Here is a 17,254-nt window from a genome sequence, read left to right on the forward strand (position 1 = left end):
GGCTCACCCGCCGCCGTCACGTCGCCGGAGCAGCGGGACCGCCCCGGCGGCCGCGAGCACCACGGCGGCGAGCCCGAGCACCACCCACGTCGGGAACGCGCCGCCGTCGCCGCCGGCCTGCTCGGCGGAAGCGTCCGGCGGTGGGCCGGCGGTGATGTCGGCGGCGTCGGGCAGCTCGCTCGCGGTGAGGGTGCCGGTCGGGCTGGGCTCCGGCGCTCGTGCGGTGCGCCGGGGTCGCGCCGGTCCCGACGTGGGCGCGCTGCTGTCGGCGCCCGCGCCGGGAGCGGCGGAGGTCGGGGTAGTGGGCGGCCCGGACGGGCCGGTCGGTGTCGACGGGGCCGACGGGGCCGACGGGGCCGGTGAGGAGCTCGACGGGCGCGGCTCGTCCTGGCCACCGGTGCCACCGCGGCCACCGTTGCCCTGGTCGCCGCCGTTGCCGCCGTTGCCCCCCGCTGCCCTGACCGCCGCCGCCCTGGCTCGGCTGCGCGCGCGGGGTCGGGGTGGCGTCGGGCGGAGCCGCGTCGCCGGCGCCCGTGTGCCAGGCGAGGCCGACGTACCCACCGTCGGGGACCTCGAGCTGGGCCGCGCCCACGTTGGCCCACCGCCAGGTGCCGGTCCTGCCGTCGGCCCACCACAGGCTCCAGAACGCGTCCTCCTCGGCGCACCGGCCGTCGGTGGGCTTGCCCTGGACCTTGCAGAGGAAGTCGGGCATCCGAGGGTGCCGCTGCACGGTGTAGCCGGCCGCCGCGAAGACCTGGAACGCCGCCCGACCGGCACCGCCCTCGTCGCAGCCGGCGGAGACGCCGCCGCCCAGCTCGTTGAAGTCGACGACGACGGTGACCCCGACGGCGCCGGAGCAGGCCGCTGCCGCCGCCGGGGCCGGCGCCACCGTCACGGGGACGGCGACGCCGGCGGCCGCGGCGAGGGCGAGGGCGGCGAGCGCCCTCGCGAGTGCCGTGAGCGTGGTCATCGGACGCGGTAGGACGCCTGGTTGCGGCGGTCGCCGAACTGGCCCTGCACGACGACCCGGTGGCGGCCCGGCTTGCGCACGACGCGGTAGGTCGCGACGAACCGCCCGTTCGCGCGGGCCCGCCCCTTGGCGACCACCTTGCCGCGGTCGCGGACCACGACCCGTTCGCCCTTCCACAGGCCACGGACGACGACCCGCTGCTTGCGCGTCGGGGCGACCTTCGCGCGCAGGCGCACCGGGAGCCGCTTGCCGGCGAGCACGACGGCGCTGCGTGCGACGGTGTCGTCGACGACCGACGCCTCGACCAGCGACCGGCGGCTCCGCGCGGGGACGGCGATCTTCGCCGTGACGGCGCCGTCGGCATCGCCGACGACGGCGACCGTGCTCGCGCCGATGCGGACGCAGCCCCGCTCACCGGGGGCGAGACCGGTCACCGCGACCCGGCGCTGCCTCCCGGCGTCGAGGAAGGCGGGCACCTTGCCGAGCCGGAGGCCGCCGCGGGCGGCCGGTGCCGCGAGCAGCGCGGGCAGGGCCTGGATCGCGACCAGCTGCCACTGGGTGGCGGTCACACCGATGCCGTCGGCCACACCGGCGTCGTAGGCCGCCTGGTCGTAGGCGATGGCGCCCGCCTCCGCCGCCAGCCGGCCGTCGCAGCGGGTGCCCGGCACCTGCCGGGCCCGCAGCCAGGTCGCCGCGTCCTCGGCCGCCTCGGTCTCGCCGGCGACGTGCAGCGCCCAGCCGGCGAGGCCGGTGCTGTTGGCGTTGGGGCCCTCGGTCGCCGAGCCGCCGTCGAACGAGCCGTCGGCCGCCTGCGCGCCCCGGATCCACGCGACGGCCTCGTCCAGCGCCGCAGCCAGCTCGGGGTCGCCGTCGGCGTGCTCGTGCAGGTGGATGACGACGAACGCCGTGGTGTCGACCGGCGGCGACGGCTCGGCCGGCTCGGCGCCGTCACAGGTCTGGTCGCCGACCTTGCCGGGGAAGTAGAGGCGGAAGAAGCCCGCGGAGCACTGCTGGTCGAGCAGGTAGTCGACGACCGGGCCGCCTGCCGGGTGGCCCGCCGTCAGCAGCGCCCGGGCGGCGTACGTCTGACCGAAGGCGTTGGCGTAGTCGCCCGTCGGGTCCGGCTCGCCGTCGGCGAACGCGGCGTCGACGATCCGACCGGTGATCGGTGCCTCGTCGGCCACCATCCCCGCGAGCTTGCCGACCAGGTCCTGGCCGCCGAAGTCGCCCGAGTCGTCGCCGGCGACCTGCGCCAGCACGGCCGCCTTCGCCGTCGAGCCGGCGCTGGTGCCCGTGTAGACGACCTCGTCGTACTCGTAGTCGTAGTCGACGTAGCTGCCGACCTCCGCGGCGACGGCGTCGCTGATCTGCTCGACGGTGGCGTCGTGACCGCCGACCGCGTCGAGGGCGATGGCGGCGTCCGCCGAGGTGCCGTACTCCTTGCCGAACGGGCCCTCGACGAGCCCGTCGACGAGCCGGCTCTCCAGCCACGCCGCCGTGGCCGCCGCGGCGGCGGGGTCCGCGGCCGCGCGCGCGGCGGGCGCCGGTCCGGCGACGGTGAGCGCCGAGGAGACGACGGCGCCCGTGATGACGCCGGTGATGAGGAGGTTGCCGGCCCGGCGGAGCGAGCGCGGCGCGACTGCAGGTCGCATGGTGTTCCTTCCCGCTGCAGGCAGCGGGACAGGAAGGCACGGCGGCCGACCCGACCCGCTGCACTCCACGACAGCGATTCGTCAGGACGCACCGCGGCAGGTGCTCCGGCTCGCCGCCGATCGGGATCGGACGGCCTACGGTTGCGGGTCAGCGCCGGACTTCGACCGGCTTCCCCACCACGGGCGTGAGTTTGATGTTGTGGCGGAAACGTAGCGCACCGCGGCGGGGGTGGCGGCGCCGTGTCCATGGACGGGGCACTCCCCTGGTGTTGGGGCTGCTCCCTCGGCGCTGCGACGTGTCACAGCACCGAGGGAGTGCACCGAACACTGAGTTACACCACCCCGAGGAGCCCACGCCCGACCCCGGGCCGGGGCCGGATCAGGTCAGCTTCTCCAGGATCAGCTCCCGCACCCGGCCGGCGTCGGCCTGGCCGCGCATCTCCTTCATGACCGCGCCGATGAGGGCGCCGGCGGCCGCGACCTTGCCGTCGCGGATCTTGTCGGCGACGTCGGGGTTGGCCGCGATGGCGTTGTCGACCGCGGCGGAGAGGGCGCCCTCGTCGGACACCACGGCGAGGCCGCGCTTCTCCACGATCTCGGCCGGGGTGCCCTCGCCGGAGTAGAGGCCCTCGAAGACCTTGCGGGCGAGCTTGTCGTTGATCGTGCCGGCGTCGACCAGCTGCTGGACCGCGGCCACGTCGGCCGGGGTGACACCGAGCGCGTCGATCGCGGTGTCGGTGTCGTTGGCCCGGCGGGCGAGCTCGCCGAGCCACCACTTGCGGGCCGCCTGCGGGGGCGGCGCCGGCCGCCACCGTCTCCGCCACCAGGTCGAGGGCACCGGCGCCGACGGTGTCGCGCATCTCGAGGTCGGAGAAGCCCCACTCCGCCTGCAGCCGCGCCCGCTTCTGCGTCGGGTTCTCCGGCAGCGTGGCGCGCAGCTCCTCGACCCACTCCCGCGACGGCGCGACCGGCACCAGGTCGGGCTCGGGGAAGTAGCGGTAGTCCTCGGCGTCGGACTTCTCGCGTCCCGACGTGGTGATGCCGGTGTCCTCGTGCCAGTGGCGGGTCTCCTGGAGCACCTTCTGCCCGGAGCCGAGCACCGCCGCGTGGCGCGACATCTCGTAGCGCACAGCCCGCTCCACCGAGCGGAGCGAGTTGACGTTCTTGGTCTCGGTGCGGGTGCCGAGCACCTCCGAGCCCCGCGGCGCGAGCGAGAGGTTGACGTCCGCGCGGATCGAGCCCTGCTCCATCCGGGCGTCGGACACCCCGAGCGCGACGATCAGGTCGCGCAGCTGGGCGACGTAGGCCCGCGCCACCTCCGGGGCCTTCGCCCCCCGCGCCGACGATCGGCTTGGTGACGATCTCGATGAGCGGGATGCCGGCCCGGTTGTAGTCGACCAGCGAGTAGTCGGCGCCGTGGATCCGGCCGGTCGCGCCGCCCACGTGGGTCGACTTCCCGGTGTCCTCCTCCATGTGGGCGCGCTCGATGCCGACCCGGTAGGTCTCGCCGTCGACCTCGACGTCCATCCAGCCGTCGAAGCAGATCGGCTCGTCGTACTGGCTGGTCTGGAAGTTCTTCGGCATGTCCGGGTAGAAGTAGTTCTTCCGGGCGAACCGGCACCACTCCGCGATCTCGCAGTTGAGGGCCAGCCCGATCCGGATCGCCGACTCCACGGCCTTGCCGTTGACGACCGGCATCGCACCGGGCAGGCCGAGACAGGTCGGGCACACCTGGGTGTTGGGCTCGGCACCGAACTCGGTGGAGCAGCCGCAGAACATCTTCGACGCGGTGTTGAGCTCGACGTGCACCTCGAGCCCGAGGGCGGGGTCGTACGTCGCCACGACCTCGTCGAACGGGACCAGGGTCTCCTGGGTCTGCGTCATGCCGTGCCTCCCGTCAGCTCCGGGGCCTGCGCCAGCAGCTGGGCCGCCCCACTTCTCGGTGAGCAGCGCCTCGAGCGCCGCTCCCACCCGGTAGCACCGGTCGTCGGCGAGCGCCGGGGCGAGCACCTGGACGCCGGCCGGGGAGCCCGTCCTCGTCCGCCAGGCCCGACGGCACCGAGATGCCCGGCACGCCGGCCAGGTTGGCCGGGATGGTGGCGAGGTCGTTGAGGTACATCGCCAGCGGGTCGTCGACCTTCTCCCCGATCGGGAACGCCGTCGTCGGCGCGGTCGGCGAGAGCAGCACGTCGACCTTCTCGAACGCCGCGGCGAAGTCGCGCGAGATCAGGGTCCGCACCTTCTGCGCCTGGCCGTAGTAGGCGTCGTAGTAGCCGCTCGACAGGGCGTAGGTGCCGAGGATGATCCGGCGCTTGACCTCGTCGCCGAAGCCGGCGTCGCGGGTCGCCTTCATGACCTCCTCCGCGCTCGGCGGCGCTCCGTTCCCGGCAGCCTCCGGCACGACCCGGAGGCCATAGCGCATCGCGTCGAACTTCGCGAGGTTGGACGACGCCTCGGCCGGGAGGATCAGGTAGTACGTCGCCAACGCGTGCACGAAGCTCGGGCACGACACCTCGACCACCTCGGCGCCGGCCCCGACCAGTGCGTCGACCGACTCCTGGAAGCGGGTCATCACGCCGGGCTGCCAGCCGTCGCCGGCGAGCTCGGTGATCACGCCGATCCGCACGCCGGCGAGGTCGCCGCCGGCGCCCTGCCGCGCCGCGTCGACGAGGGCGGGGACCGGGCGGTCGACCGACGTCGAGTCGAGCGGGTCGTGGCCGCCGATCAGCTCGTGCAGCAGCGCCGCGTCGAGCACGGTGCGGGTGACCGGCCCTGCCTGGTCGAGGCTGTTGGCGAGCGCCACCAGGCCGTAGCGCGAGACCCCGCCGTACGTCGGCTTCATCCCGACGGTGCCGGTGACCGCACCCGGCTGCCGGATGGAGCCGCCGGTGTCGGTGCCGATCGCGAGCGGGGCCTCGAACGCCGCCACCGCCGCCGCCGAGCCGCCGCCGGAGCCGCCCGGGATCCGGGTGCGGTCCCACGGGTTGCGGGTCGGGCCGTAGGCGGAGTGCTCGGTCGAGCTGCCCATGGCGAACTCGTCCATGTTGGTCTTGCCGAGGATCGGCAGGCCGGCGTCCTTGAGGCGGCGGACGACGGTCGCGTCGTACGGCGGCACCCAGCCCTCGAGGATCCGCGAGCCGCAGGTCGTGGGCAGGCCGTCGGTGGCGAGCACGTCCTTGACGGCGACCGGCACGCCGTCGAGGGCGTGCGCGGCGCTGCCGGCGGCGCGGCGCTCGTCCGACGCCCTCGCCTGGGCGAGCGCGCCGTCGGCGTCGACGTGGAGGAACGCGTGCACGCCGTCGTCCGCGCCCTCGCCGCTGCCGTCGCTGCCGTCGATGGCGGCGATCCGGTCGAGGTGCGCCCGGGTGAGCTCGACCGACGAGGTCTCCCCCGCCGCGAGCAGGTCGGCCAGCTCCGCGGCCGTCTTCCTGGTCAGGTCGCTCACTGCTCGTCCCCCAGGATCCGCGGCACCTTGAACCGCTGTTCCTCGCTCTCCGGGGCTCCCGCCAGCGCCTGCTCGGCGGTCAGGCCGGGCACCACGACGTCCTCGCGGAACACGTTGGTCATCGGGATCGGGTGGGAGGTGGGCGGCACGTCGTCGCCGGCCACTCCCCGGATGGACGCGACCGACTCGAGGATGACCGCGAGCTGTGGGGCGAGGTGGTCCAGCTCGGCGTCGTCGAGGTCGATCCGGGCGAGGTCGGCCAGGTGGGCCACCTCGTCGCGAGAGATCTCGGGCATGGCGCCCATCCTAGGGAGGCGGGCGGGTCCGGCCGCGGCCGGGCACGGCACATCGGATCCGAGAAGATCGGCGCGAGGTGCGGACCCGGTGGGTCGGTCCGTCGGACCGGTCGGGTTGACTGTGCCCGACCTACTGGGGGGTCTTGGTCCGGGGTTCGAACCGGCCGGCGCTGGGTAGGGGTGGCGCGCCGCCGGACGTCCGGCGGTGCCCGATACACAACTCGTACACCGAAGGGGACAACCTTGAACCGCTCGTCGTTCACCAGGATCGGCGGCTGGGTCGCCGCCGCCGCGCTCACCATCACGACGCTCGGCGTCGTCGGCGCGGCGCCCGCGAACGCGGAGAACGCGAACTGCACGACCAAGGCCACGATCACCGCCAACGGCGCGACCAAGCGCAAGCAGGTCTCGGAATGGGGTGACTTCGGCAGCCTCCGCGCGGAGGTCGACGTCGTCAGCTGCACCGGCGGCACCGCGACCGATTACATCGGCAGCGGCGCCGGCACGGTCCGCATCGAGCGCTCGACCAACGGCGGCCGCACGTGGAGCACGCTGAAGGACGGTGGCTACACCGACTGGGCGTCGCACTACGGCGAGAACATCTTCCGCGCCACCGCCCTCTACCGCGCCGTCTACTCCGGCGGCACCGAGTCGACGACGTACCAGCCGGACACCTTCCAGCCCTCGGTCTCCGCACCGGTCCTGGTCAACGTGATCCGCGACGTGGACTTCACCTACAAGAGCCGCCGCGGCGCCATCGACGCGAAGTTCAAGATCTCCCCGAAGAAGGGCCTGGTCGGCAAGAAGCTGAAGATCCAGGTCAAGCGCGGCGGCTGGAAGGCCTACAAGAAGGCCAAGGTCAACAAGAAGGGCGCCGTCACCGTCCGCCTCAGGGCGGCCGCAAGACGACCGTCTACCGGATCGTGCTGCCCCGCGGCAACGGCTTCACCGCCTCCTGGTCGGGCGTCCGGGTGTACTGACCCGTCTCCGATCCATTCCGAGCTTGCGGCAGGGCGCTCCGGCGCCCTGCCGCTCGTTCGTTTTCCCGCGGCGGGTCGCCGCCGGCGCCCCACCGACGGGCGGTCAGCGGAGGTGGCGGCGCAGGAACCGGTGGGTGCGTTCCATCGACGCGAAGAACTGCGGGCCGAAGGCGTGCCCCTCCCCCTCGTAGACCTCGAGGGTCACGTTGACGCCGGCGCGCCGCATCAGGCGGGTGGTCTCGTGGCTCCACCGGATCGGGCAGGAGTCGTCGAGGGTGCCGTGGTGGATGAGCACCGGCTCGGTGATCCGGTCGAAGTAGGTGCGGGCGCTGATGCCGTCCCAGAACGCGGGGTTGCCGCGCGGCGTGCCGTAGCGGGAGAGGATCTCGTCGGCCATGCCCGCCCGGGTGGGGTCGGGGCGGATCCAGCGGTCGAAGTTGTCGACCGCGTCGGAGCTCACGGGTGCGAAGGAGACGCCGGCGTCGACCAGGCCGGGATGGGCGACCAGTGCGTTGTAGACGACTCCGCCGCCCATCGAGCGGCCGACGATCGCCATCCGCTCGTCGTCGACGGGCCCGTCCCAGCGCCGGAGCGCGTGGACGGCGTTGACGACGTCCTCGGTGTAGCCCATCCGCATGTCGAGCTCGCCGATGCGGGTGTCGTCGGACGCCGCGTGGTTGCGGTAGTCGACGTGCAGGACGACGTAGCCGTGGTCGGCGAGCCACTCCCGCTCCCGGGTCATCCCCTGGCCGTTGACGTAGACGTCGGGGTCGATGTAGCCGTGGGCGAGGACGAGCGTCGGGAACGGGCCGGGACCGTCGGGGATCGCGATCCGTCCCGAGATGGTGAGGTCGCCCGAGCGGTACGTCGCCTCGTGCTGGCGCTGGGTGGCGGTGCGGTAGACCTCGGCGCCGACCCGCAGCCGGCCGCCGTCGGGGCCTTGCCGCATGAGCGTCGGCAGCGACACCCGGTGCGGCGGCTCGGGCAGCGCCGGCTCGGTGCTGGTGTCGGTGCTCGGGTCGTTGGGCGACTCGTCCGCCGGTGACGGGGACGCGCTCGACGCGGACGGGGACACCGGCGGGCCGGCCGCGGCGTCCGACGGCTCGTCGTCGGCGTCCGTGCAGCCGGCGAGCAGCACGGCCAGCGTCGTCAGGACGGTCAACGCGGGCTTCACCCCATCAGTGTGCACCCGCGCGCACGGCCCGTCGTCAGACCGCGTCGGGCCCGCCCTCCAGCAACCTGGTGAACCCGGCCTCGTCGAGGATCGGGACGCCGAGCTGCTCGGCCTTGTCGGCCTTGGAGCCGGCGTTGTCGCCGACGACGACGTAGTCGGTCTTCTTCGACACCGAGCCCGCGGCCTTGCCGCCGCGGGCCAGGATCGCCTCCTTCGCCGAGTCGCGGCTGAAGCCGTCGAGCGAACCGGTGACGACGACGGTGAGCCCCTCCAGCGTCCGCGGCACCGACTCGTCGCGCTCGTCGGCCATCGCGACGCCCGCGGCCTCCCACTTGTCCACGATCTCGCGGTGCCACTCGACGCCGAACCACTCGATCACGGCCTCGGCGATCGTGGGTCCGACGCCCTCGGCCGCGGCGAGCTGCTCCTCGGTGGCGGCGCGGATCGCCTCCATCGACCCGAACTCGGTCGCCAGCGCCCTCGCCGCGGTCGGGCCGACGTGGCGGATCGACAGGGCGACGAGCACCCGCCACAGCGGGACGTTCTTGCGCTCGGCGAGGTTGGCCAGCAGCCGCTCGCCGTTGGCCGTCAGCGCGCGCGACCCGTCGGCCGCGACGTGCGGACCCTCCTCGCCCTTCTTGGGCGCCCGGGTGAACAACGGGACGGTCAGCAGCTTGGCGGCGGTGAGGTCGAAGACGTCGCCCTCGTTGCCGATCGCGCCGGCGTCGAGGAGGGGCGACCGCGGCCTCGTAGCCGAGGCCCTCGATGTCGAGAGCGCCGCGGCCCGCGACGTGGAAGACCCGCTCGCGCGCCTGCGCCGGGCAGTGCTGGTGGTTGGGGCAGCGGAGGTCCTTGTCACCCTCCTTCTGCTGGGCGAGGGCGGTGCCGCAGGCGGGGCACTCGGTCGGCATCTCCCACTCCGGCAGCCCCTCGGGCCGGAGGGCGAGCACCGGGCCGACGATCTCGGGGATGACGTCGCCGGCCTTGCGCAGGATCACCGTGTCACCGGGCCGGACGTCCTTGCGCCGCACCTCGTGGGCGTTGTGCAGGGTCGCCATCTCGACGGTGGACCCGGCCACGCGGGTCGGCTCCATGACGCCGTACGGCGTGACCCGCCCGGTGCGGCCGGTGTTGACCCGGATGTCGAGCAGCTTGGTGTTGACCTCCTCGGGCGGATACTTGAACGCGATCGCCCACCGCGGCGCCCGGCTGGTGGAGCCGAGCCGGCGTTGGAGCGACACGTCGTCGACCTTGAGCACGACGCCGTCGATCTCGTGCTCGACGGAGTGGCGCTCCTCGCCGTACTTCTCGATGTAGGCCCCGGCCTCGGCGAGCGTCGCCACCACCGCGACCCGGTCGGAGGTCGGCAGCCCCCAGGCCCGCAGGGCCTTGTAGGCGTGGGACTGGGCGGCGGGCTCGAAGCCCTCGCGGGCGCCGATGCCGTGGCAGACCATGCCGAGGGCGCGGGTGGCGGTGACCCGCGGGTCCTTCTGCCGCAGCGAGCCGGCCGCCGCGTTGCGCGGGTTGGCGAACACCGGCTTGCCGGCCTCGGTCATCGCCTCGTTGAGCCGCTCGAACGCCTCCACCGGGAGGAACACCTCGCCGCGGACCTCGAGCAGGTCGGGCACCGGGAACTCGTCGGTGCCGGTCAGCCGGTGCGGGACGGAGTCGATCGTCCGGACGTTGGGCGTGACGTCCTCGCCGGTGCGCCCGTCGCCGCGGGTCAGCGCGCGGACCAGCCGCCCCCTTCTCGTAGAGCAGGTTGATCGCCAGGCCGTCGACCTTCAGCTCGCACAGCAGTGCGGGGTCGCTGACTCCGTCGCGGGCGAGCCGGGCGTGCCAGCTCTCGAGCTCCTCGAACGAGAAGGCGTTGTCGAGGCTCTCCATGCGCTGCAGGTGGTCGACCGCGGTGAAGTCGGTCGAGACCGCCCCACCCACCTTCTGGGTGGGGCTGTCGGGCGTCTGCAGCTCCGGGAACTCGGCCTCGAGCTCCTCCAACCGCCGCATCCGCTGGTCGAAGTCGGCGTCGGACAGCGTCGGGGAGTCGAGGACGTAGTAGCGCCAGCGGGCCTCCTCGATCTCCTCGGCGAGGCGCAGGTGCTCGTCACGGGCCTCGCTCGTCACCGTCGTCACCGGTTCGGTCATGGGGACATCTTGCCGCCTGCCACCGACAGGGCGCGTGCGGCCGGTGCGGCGTACGTCGCCGCCGCGAGCGTCCTCCTCGCTACGGCGTACGCGCGCGAAGGCCTCACCACGCGGCAGGAAGCGCTGGCCTGGGCAACGGCCTGGCTCGGTGCGGTCGCGCTGTGGACGGTGCTCCTCGGCGCCGCGGCGGTCGTGACCACGCCGGGTTCCCACCTCGCCGCCGTCTCCGGCGGCCTGCTCCCTCGGGACGTCGTGCTTCCTCGGCTGGCAGGTCGTGGCCCTGGCCGTCCGGCAGCTCATCGGCTGGCGATCGGCGCGCTGACCGGCCGTCGGGCCACTTTCCGTCCAGAGTCTGATTTCCGGTGGGAGTTGTCCACAACCCGCGTGGTTGAGCGGGATTCTCGACCGGGCTATGTCGGTGGCGGGTGCTTCGATAGGAGCATGTTCGAAGACCCGCCCGGCACCGGTGCTCCCTCGGGGCTGCACCCGATCCAGGCGTGCGCCCGGCAGGTGAGCGCGGCGCTGGACCGGGTGGCCGGGGGTGGAGGCGACGTTCATGCCCACCGGCGCGAAGGCGGCGGCGATCACCGAGCTGCACCGCGCCGAGCAGCGGCTCAAGGCACTGCGGCTGAAGGTCATGGCCGCCTCCAGTGATGTGGCCAGCGAGAACGCCGCCGCGGACGTGGGGTCGTGGTTGGCCCACGAGGTCAACGCCGACCTGCGTGACGCCCGCGCCGACCAGCGGCTCGCCAAGGCCCTGGATGACCGGTTCCCCGTCGTGGCCGCGGCGTTCGCCGACGGCCGGGTCTCGGAGGAGCAGGCGTGGGTGATCGTCCGCGCCGTCGACGCCCTGCCCAAGCGGGTCGGAACCCAGGTCAAGGCCGACGCCGAGGAGACCCTCGTCGACTGCGCGGCCCAGTTCACCCCCACCCAGCTCCGCCTCCTCGGCCGACACATCCTGCACGTCGTGGCACCGGAGATCGCCGACGACGAGGATGCGAAGAAGCTGGCCGAGGAAGAAGCATCTGCTGAGGAACGGTCGCGGCTCTCGGTCCGCGACCTCGGCGACGGGACCTCGCGGATCTCCGGCATCATTCCAACCCCCGCAGCGAAGCGGCTGGACGCCTACCTCGACGCCCCTCACCTCACCGCGGCACCGCGGCCCCGGGACCGTCGAGGACGAGAACCACGCGACCGAGACCGAGTCCGGTGCAGCCGGCGAGGCGGAGCCGTTGGAGCCGACCACCACCGAGCTGCCCGACGGGACCGAGATCCTCGGCTGCCACGACGAAGGCGACCGGATCCCCCTACCCCAAGAAGCGCGCCCTGGCGTTCTGCGCCCTGCTGGAGCGGCTCGACCCTCACCGGCTGCCTGAGCACGGTGGGGACGCCACCACCGTCCTGGTCACCGTCACGCTCGAGGATCTGCGTTCCGACCTCGGTGTCGCCGGGCTCATCGAGCCCGACCTCGAGCACGGACCCAACCTCACCGCCGCCGAAGCCCGACGCCTGGCCTGCAACGCCGCCATCATCCCCGCCGTCCTCGGCACCGACAGCGAGGTCCTCGACCTCGGCCGCACCCGACGCCTCTTCACCCCAACCCAACGGAAACTGATCCGAGTCCGCGACAAACGCTGCCGCGCCAAAGGCTGCCGGGTGAAACCGCAGTGGTGCGAGATCCACCACCTCCAAGCGTGGCGCGACGCCGGATCCACCGACCCCGACAATGGCGTCTGCCTGTGCGCCTACCACCACCGGCTCATCGAGAACCCGAACTACGAGCACCGACGCCTGCCCGACGGCGACCTCCACATCACCAAACGACGAACCTGAACCCCGCCCCGCAGGGCGCCGGATCCTCCACGACCGCCCCTTCTCGACCGCGACCACAAGGGTCGACCCGAAACCACCCGGCAGCGACCAGCGGGCCGCAACCAGGTGCCTCGAGCACCGCGGCGAGCGCCCACGCCCGGCCGTTCGTCCCTGCCGCGGTCCCACGACCACCCGGCACGCCCCCGACAACGGCGACCCGACTCGATCGAAGGTCTAGCGTGCGCTCCACCGGCACCCGGTGCCAGCCCAGCGCACCCCCAACACCCCGTTCCCTCCTCCGACCCCCCTCCACGACGACCTCTTCTCGACCGCGACCACAAGGGTCGACCCGAAGCCACCCGGCAGCGACCCGCGGGCCGCAACCAGGTGCCTCGACCCCCGCGGCGAGCGCCCACGCCTGGCCGTTCGTCCCCACCGCGACCCACCGACGACCCGGCGAGCCCCCGACGACCCCGGACCCCAGGCCACCAGACGCCTAGCGTGCGCTCCACCGGCACCAGGTGCCAGCCCAGCGCACCCCAACACCCCCTTCCCTCCGAGGAGCCCCTCCACGACGACCACCCGGCAGCGACCGAGCCGTCAGCCCCTCGGCACAAGCCCGGGAACCGGCGAGCACGGCGGGCCGTCGTACCGGTGTGCGCCCGGCCGGTTCCTCGATCCTCCTGGCGGTGTCCGCTGCCCTGCTTCCGCTGGTGGCCCTTGCCGCGTGCGGCTCGGAGCGGTCGCTGGGCGAGGCAGCCGCGACCTCCTACGACGGACCGCTCACCCTCGCGGAGGGAGAGGGCCGGCACCCGCGGGCCGGTGCGGCAAGGGACGTCGTCCAGTGCGACGCGTGGGGCACCGGTGGCGCGTTCCACGGGGACGTGTACGCCGAGGGCGCCACCTCGGACACGCCGGGAGGAGCGGTCGAGACGGCGCACAGCGAAGGGCTGTGGTCGATGCCGCGCGACCTGGCTGTCGCCGCAGAGTCCGACGACCGGGTGCTCTACGTGGCGGAGGTGGCCGGCCGGGCGAAGGCGGCGCTCGTCGTGCACGACGGCGAGGGAAGCGACGGCGCCGGAGGGGACGGCTGGTACGTCGAGTCGTGGGCGGTCTGCGACGTCGTCGAGCTGCCGACCGACTTCGTCGAGGAGCTCGGCTACGAGGTGTGGACCGACGCCGCCGGGCGGATCGTCCCGACGCGCCGCCTGGAGGTGTTCCGCGGCGCGGAGCACTGCGACTGGCAGGACATGACGTTCCTCAGCCTGGGGCGGTGGGACGACCAGGCGCCGACGTTCGTGCGCGACCCCGATCCCGACCCCTACCTGCGCAGGTACCTCGCCGAGCCGTACCTGCCGCACACGACCCTGCCGCCGGACGCTGTCGACACCGGCTTCCGGCGCGGCCAGGCTCGGCTCTGGCTCGCCCCAGACCGGTCCCGCGCCTACGTCGGCACCGCTCCGGACGATGTCGAGATGTGGCCCCGGTTGGTCGAGCGCCTCGGCTGCGAGTGACCGATCGGCGCCCGCCGGTTCGAACTTTTACGAAGAAAGTTCGCTCGGTCAGGAACAGGCAGCCCGATAAATGGCTTGCAGCGGAACGGTACCGTTCCGTACCATCTCATGAAACGAAACCGTTCCGTTCCAACCATGTCTCGGAGATGACCCCTGATGAGCCCCACCTCCTCCACCGCCCCTGAGGCCACGCACCGCCCCCGCGTCGAGGGCGAGCGTGAGCAGGAGATCCTCGAGGCGACCCTCGAGGTGCTGGGCGAGTCCGGCTACGACCGGCTCACCATGGACGCGGTCGCCGCCCGCGCCAAGGCGTCGAAGGCGACGCTCTACCGCCGGTGGAACGGGAAGGCGGCGCTCGTCATCGACGCCCTCTGCTCGCACAAGGAGTGGGAGGAGGACCGGGTCCCCGACACCGGGAGCCTGGCCGACGACCTGCGCGGCGCGTTCTGCGGCATGGGCGGCCTGACCGACGTCAACACCCTCGCCGTGCTCGGCGCGGTGCTGACGGCGATCGGCCGCGACGGCGAGTTCGCCGAGGCGTTCCGCCGCGACTTCATCGCCCCCAAGGAGGCGGCGTCACGCCGCATCTTCGAGCGGGCCGTCGAGCGGGGCGAGATCTCCGCCGACGTCGACCTCGACATCATCGTCCCGGCCCTGCCCGGGATCATCCTGCACCGCGCTCTCTTCCTCGGCGAGCTGCCGACCACAGAGCTGATCGATCGCGTCATCGACAACGTGATCGTCCCCGCCGTCACCCGCGGCTGAACACTCCATCAACACACGAAGGATAGACATGACCGACGTCCGATCCGCGGACGCGCCGGGGACGACCTCCCCTGATGCGCCCGCGCAGCAACCGGCCAGGGTGCCGCACGCGGGCCTGGCCCTGGTGCTCATCCTGGTCGCCCAGCTGATGGTGGTGCTCGACGCCACCATCGCCAACATCGCCCTGCCCTACATCGGCGCCGACCTCGACATCTCCCAGGCCAACCTGACCTGGATCGTCACCGGTTACGCCCTCGCGTTCGGCGGCCTGCTCCTGCTCGGAGGTCGGCTCGGCGACCTCTACGGCCGGCGCCTGATGTTCATGGCCGGCCTCACCGTCTTCGCGGTGGCCTCGCTGCTGGGCGGCATCGCCCAGAACGAGGCGCTGCTGCTCGCCTCCCGTGGCCTCCAGGGCCTCGGCGCCGCACTCGCCGCACCTGCGGCGCTCTCGCCCTCATCACGACCACCTTCCCGGCCGGCCCGCAGCGCAACCGGGCGATGGCGGCGTACGCCACCATGTCCGGCATCGGCGCCGCTATCGGGCTGATCCTCGGCGGTTGGCTGACCGGTCTCGACGACCCGCTCGGCGTCGAGGGGTGGCGGCTGACCTTCCTCATCAACGTTCCGATCGGGCTGGGCGCGGCTGCCCCGCTCCGCGGTTCCTCAAGGAGTCCGAGCGCCACACCGGGTGGCTCGACGTCCCCGGTGCGATCACCGGCACCCTCGGCCTGCTGGGCATCGTCTTCGGCCTCTCGCGGGCCGGCGAGGAGGCCTACGGCTGGGACCACGCGCAGACGATCGGGTCCCTGGTCGCCGGCGCCGTGCTGCTGGTCACGTTCACCGTCATCGAGTCGCGGGTCGACCACCCGCTGCTGCCGATGCGGATCTTCGCCAACCGCACCCGGGCCACCAGCTTCCTCGCCATGATGATCGCCCCCGCGGCGATGTTCGCGATGTTCTACTTCCTGAGCCTGTTCGTGCAGCAGATCATGGGCTACAGCCCGCTGGAGGCCGGCTTCGCGTTCCTGCCGTTCTCGGTCGGCATCGTGATCGGGGCGAGCGTCGCGTCCAACCTGGTGGGCCGGATCGACGCCCGGTACCTCGCCGGCACCGGCACCCTGCTCGCGGCCGTCGCGCTGTTCATGTTCTCGCGGGTGTCGGTCGACGACTCCCCGGGCGCGGTGCTCGCGGCGCTGGGCTCCGGCCAGCCGATCGGTCAGGACGTGAGCTACTGGGGCAGCATCTTCCCCTACGTCGTGCTGATGGCCGTCGGCATGGGCATGGTGTTCGTGCCGCTGACCCTCACCGCGGTGCACCACGTCCAGGCGTCGGACTCCGGCATCGGGTCCGGCGTGCTCAACACGATGCAGCAGGTCGGCGGCGCCCCTCGGGCTCGCGACGCTGAGCACGGTGGCGCTCCACTTCAGCAACAGCCGCGCCGACCAGATCGGTCAGCCCCTCTCGGAGCAGATGACCGCGGCCGGCGTCGACCCCGCGGCCCCGGTTCCGGGCAGCGACCTGTCGCTGTTCGAGGCGGGGCTCTTCCAGGGCACGTTCACCGACGGGGCGACCAACGCCTTCTTCGTCGGCTCACTGCTGATGCTCGCCGCCTCGGCGGTCGTCTGGATCTTCCTCAACGTCAAGCACACCGAGCTGGCGACGGACGGTCCGGAGGGCGGCGTGCACGTCGGCTGACCGCCACGGCACCCGCCACCCACGCCCGGCCCGCACTCCCGACAGGGGGTGCGGGCCGGCGTACGTCCGGATGTGGGACGCGGCCACGGGTACCGCTCCTCCTGACCCAGCTCACGCCGCGACCGCAGCGGCCGCCGCAGAGGACAGGAGGTGCTGACGATGGTGAACCTACGCCGCCGCGACCGGCACGACCCGCACGGCCGGCACCACGGAGACCACGTCGACGAGCAGGCACGCGCCGAGGAGCAGGCCCGGGCCGACGCGCACCGGGCCCACGCCCGCGAGAAGTTCGGCGGCGTCAACGCCGGCGCCGCCTTCTTCGGCTGGCTGGTCGCCATCGCACTCACCGTGCTCCTGAGCAGCATCGTCGGCGCGGTGGCCACCGCCGTGGGCGCGAGCACCGACCTGAGCCAGGACCAGGCGCAGCGGGAGGCGGGGACCATCGGGCTCGCCGCGGCCATCGCCGTCGTGGCGATCATGCTGCTGGCCTACTACGCCGGCGGGTACGTCGCCGGCCGGATGTCGCGCTACGACGGCGGCAAGCAGGGCCTCGCTGTGTGGCTCATCGGGCTCTGCGTGACGATCGTGGCCGTGGTGCTGGGCGTCGTCTTCGGCGACCAGTACAACGTGCTCGACCGCGTCGACCTGCCGCGGATCCCGATCCCCACCGACGCGGCGACCATCGGCGGGATCGTCACCGGCGTGGTGATCCTCCTCGGCACCCTCCTCGCCGCCATGGCCGGCGGGAAGGTCGGTCACCTCTACCACGATCGTGTCGACCGCGCCGCCTATCGGTGAGACCTGGA

11 protein-coding genes, 6 pseudogenes and 1 riboswitch are annotated in these 17,254 nt (G+C 73.1%); of the genes and pseudogenes, 10 read left to right on the forward strand and 7 right to left on the reverse strand.

What is annotated here, in order from left to right:
* Positions 1-16 precede the first annotated feature (16 nt).
* The 5 genes and pseudogenes from MF408_RS02075 to gatC all read right to left on the reverse strand — a co-directional run bounded on the left by MF408_RS02075 (position 17) and on the right by gatC (position 6,363).
* Positions 17-970, reverse strand: coding sequence for a hypothetical protein (locus MF408_RS02075; protein ID WP_240250071.1), 954 nt, complete (start codon positions 968-970; stop codon positions 17-19).
* Complete coding sequence (locus tag MF408_RS02080; protein ID WP_240250072.1) at positions 967-2,622, reverse strand: prenyltransferase/squalene oxidase repeat-containing protein; 1,656 nt, start codon at positions 2,620-2,622, stop codon at positions 967-969. The genes MF408_RS02075 and MF408_RS02080 overlap by 4 nt, the downstream gene beginning before the upstream one ends.
* A gap of 77 nt (positions 2,623-2,699) precedes the next feature.
* A riboswitch (cobalamin riboswitch) is annotated at positions 2,700-2,819 on the reverse strand.
* 182 nt (positions 2,820-3,001) lie between these two features.
* Positions 3,002-4,506, reverse strand: a pseudogene (gene gatB / locus MF408_RS02085) (Asp-tRNA(Asn)/Glu-tRNA(Gln) amidotransferase subunit GatB).
* A gap of 39 nt (positions 4,507-4,545) precedes the next feature.
* Positions 4,546-6,067, reverse strand: a pseudogene (gene gatA, locus MF408_RS02090) (Asp-tRNA(Asn)/Glu-tRNA(Gln) amidotransferase subunit GatA); the annotation flags it as partial.
* Positions 6,064-6,363, reverse strand: a complete 300-nt coding sequence (gatC, locus tag MF408_RS02095; RefSeq protein ID WP_240250073.1) for an Asp-tRNA(Asn)/Glu-tRNA(Gln) amidotransferase subunit GatC — start codon at positions 6,361-6,363, stop codon at positions 6,064-6,066. The gene gatC and the pseudogene gatA, both read right to left, overlap by 4 nt.
* A 542-nt stretch (positions 6,364-6,905) precedes the next feature.
* Here gatC and MF408_RS02100 point away from each other — a divergent pair.
* Positions 6,906-7,343: a hypothetical protein gene (locus MF408_RS02100; protein ID WP_240250074.1), complete on the forward strand. Its 438-nt coding sequence runs from the start codon at positions 6,906-6,908 to the stop codon at positions 7,341-7,343.
* Between the two features lie 103 nt (positions 7,344-7,446).
* On the opposite strand, the gene MF408_RS02105 is transcribed toward MF408_RS02100, so the two are convergent.
* On the reverse strand, positions 7,447-8,517 hold the full coding sequence (locus MF408_RS02105; protein WP_240250075.1) for a prolyl oligopeptidase family serine peptidase: 1,071 nt from the start codon (positions 8,515-8,517) through the stop codon (positions 7,447-7,449).
* Between the two features lie 34 nt (positions 8,518-8,551).
* A pseudogene (gene ligA / locus MF408_RS02110) lies at positions 8,552-10,662 on the reverse strand (NAD-dependent DNA ligase LigA).
* Positions 10,663-11,203: 541 nt separating this feature from the next.
* Between ligA and MF408_RS02115 the strand changes: the two are divergent.
* The 9 genes and pseudogenes from MF408_RS02115 to MF408_RS02145 all read left to right on the forward strand — a co-directional run bounded on the left by MF408_RS02115 (position 11,204) and on the right by MF408_RS02145 (position 17,246).
* The gene (locus MF408_RS02115) at positions 11,204-12,277 is read left to right on the forward strand and encodes a DUF222 domain-containing protein (protein ID WP_240250076.1); all 1,074 of its coding nucleotides are present in this window, start codon (positions 11,204-11,206) and stop codon (positions 12,275-12,277) included.
* A gap of 41 nt (positions 12,278-12,318) precedes the next feature.
* Positions 12,319-12,495 carry an HNH endonuclease signature motif containing protein gene (locus MF408_RS02120; RefSeq protein ID WP_240250077.1) on the forward strand — a complete coding sequence of 59 codons (177 nt, stop codon included), beginning with the start codon at positions 12,319-12,321 and terminating at the stop codon, positions 12,493-12,495.
* A 668-nt stretch (positions 12,496-13,163) separates the two neighbouring features.
* Positions 13,164-13,988, forward strand: coding sequence for a hypothetical protein (locus tag MF408_RS02125; protein ID WP_240250078.1), 825 nt, complete (start codon positions 13,164-13,166; stop codon positions 13,986-13,988).
* Between the two features lie 156 nt (positions 13,989-14,144).
* A complete protein-coding gene (locus tag MF408_RS02130) occupies positions 14,145-14,753 on the forward strand; it encodes a TetR/AcrR family transcriptional regulator (protein WP_240250079.1) in 609 nt (202 codons plus the stop codon).
* Positions 14,754-14,901: 148 nt separating this feature from the next.
* Positions 14,902-15,135: pseudogene (locus tag MF408_RS24750) on the forward strand (MFS transporter); the annotation flags it as partial.
* Positions 15,136-15,251: 116 nt separating this feature from the next.
* Positions 15,252-15,305: pseudogene (locus tag MF408_RS26500) on the forward strand (hypothetical protein); the annotation flags it as partial.
* A 44-nt stretch (positions 15,306-15,349) separates the two neighbouring features.
* Positions 15,350-16,078, forward strand: a pseudogene (locus MF408_RS24755) (MFS transporter); the annotation flags it as partial.
* A gap of 85 nt (positions 16,079-16,163) precedes the next feature.
* Positions 16,164-16,448, forward strand: a complete 285-nt coding sequence (locus tag MF408_RS02140; RefSeq protein ID WP_240250080.1) for a hypothetical protein — start codon at positions 16,164-16,166, stop codon at positions 16,446-16,448.
* 150 nt (positions 16,449-16,598) lie between these two features.
* On the forward strand, positions 16,599-17,246 hold the full coding sequence (locus MF408_RS02145; protein ID WP_240250081.1) for a hypothetical protein: 648 nt from the start codon (positions 16,599-16,601) through the stop codon (positions 17,244-17,246).
* The last annotated feature ends 8 nt before the right edge of the window (positions 17,247-17,254 follow it).

The organism is Nocardioides sp. TF02-7 (assembly GCF_022437945.1).
In the GTDB taxonomy this organism is placed as follows: Bacteria; Actinomycetota; Actinomycetes; order Propionibacteriales; family Nocardioidaceae; genus Nocardioides.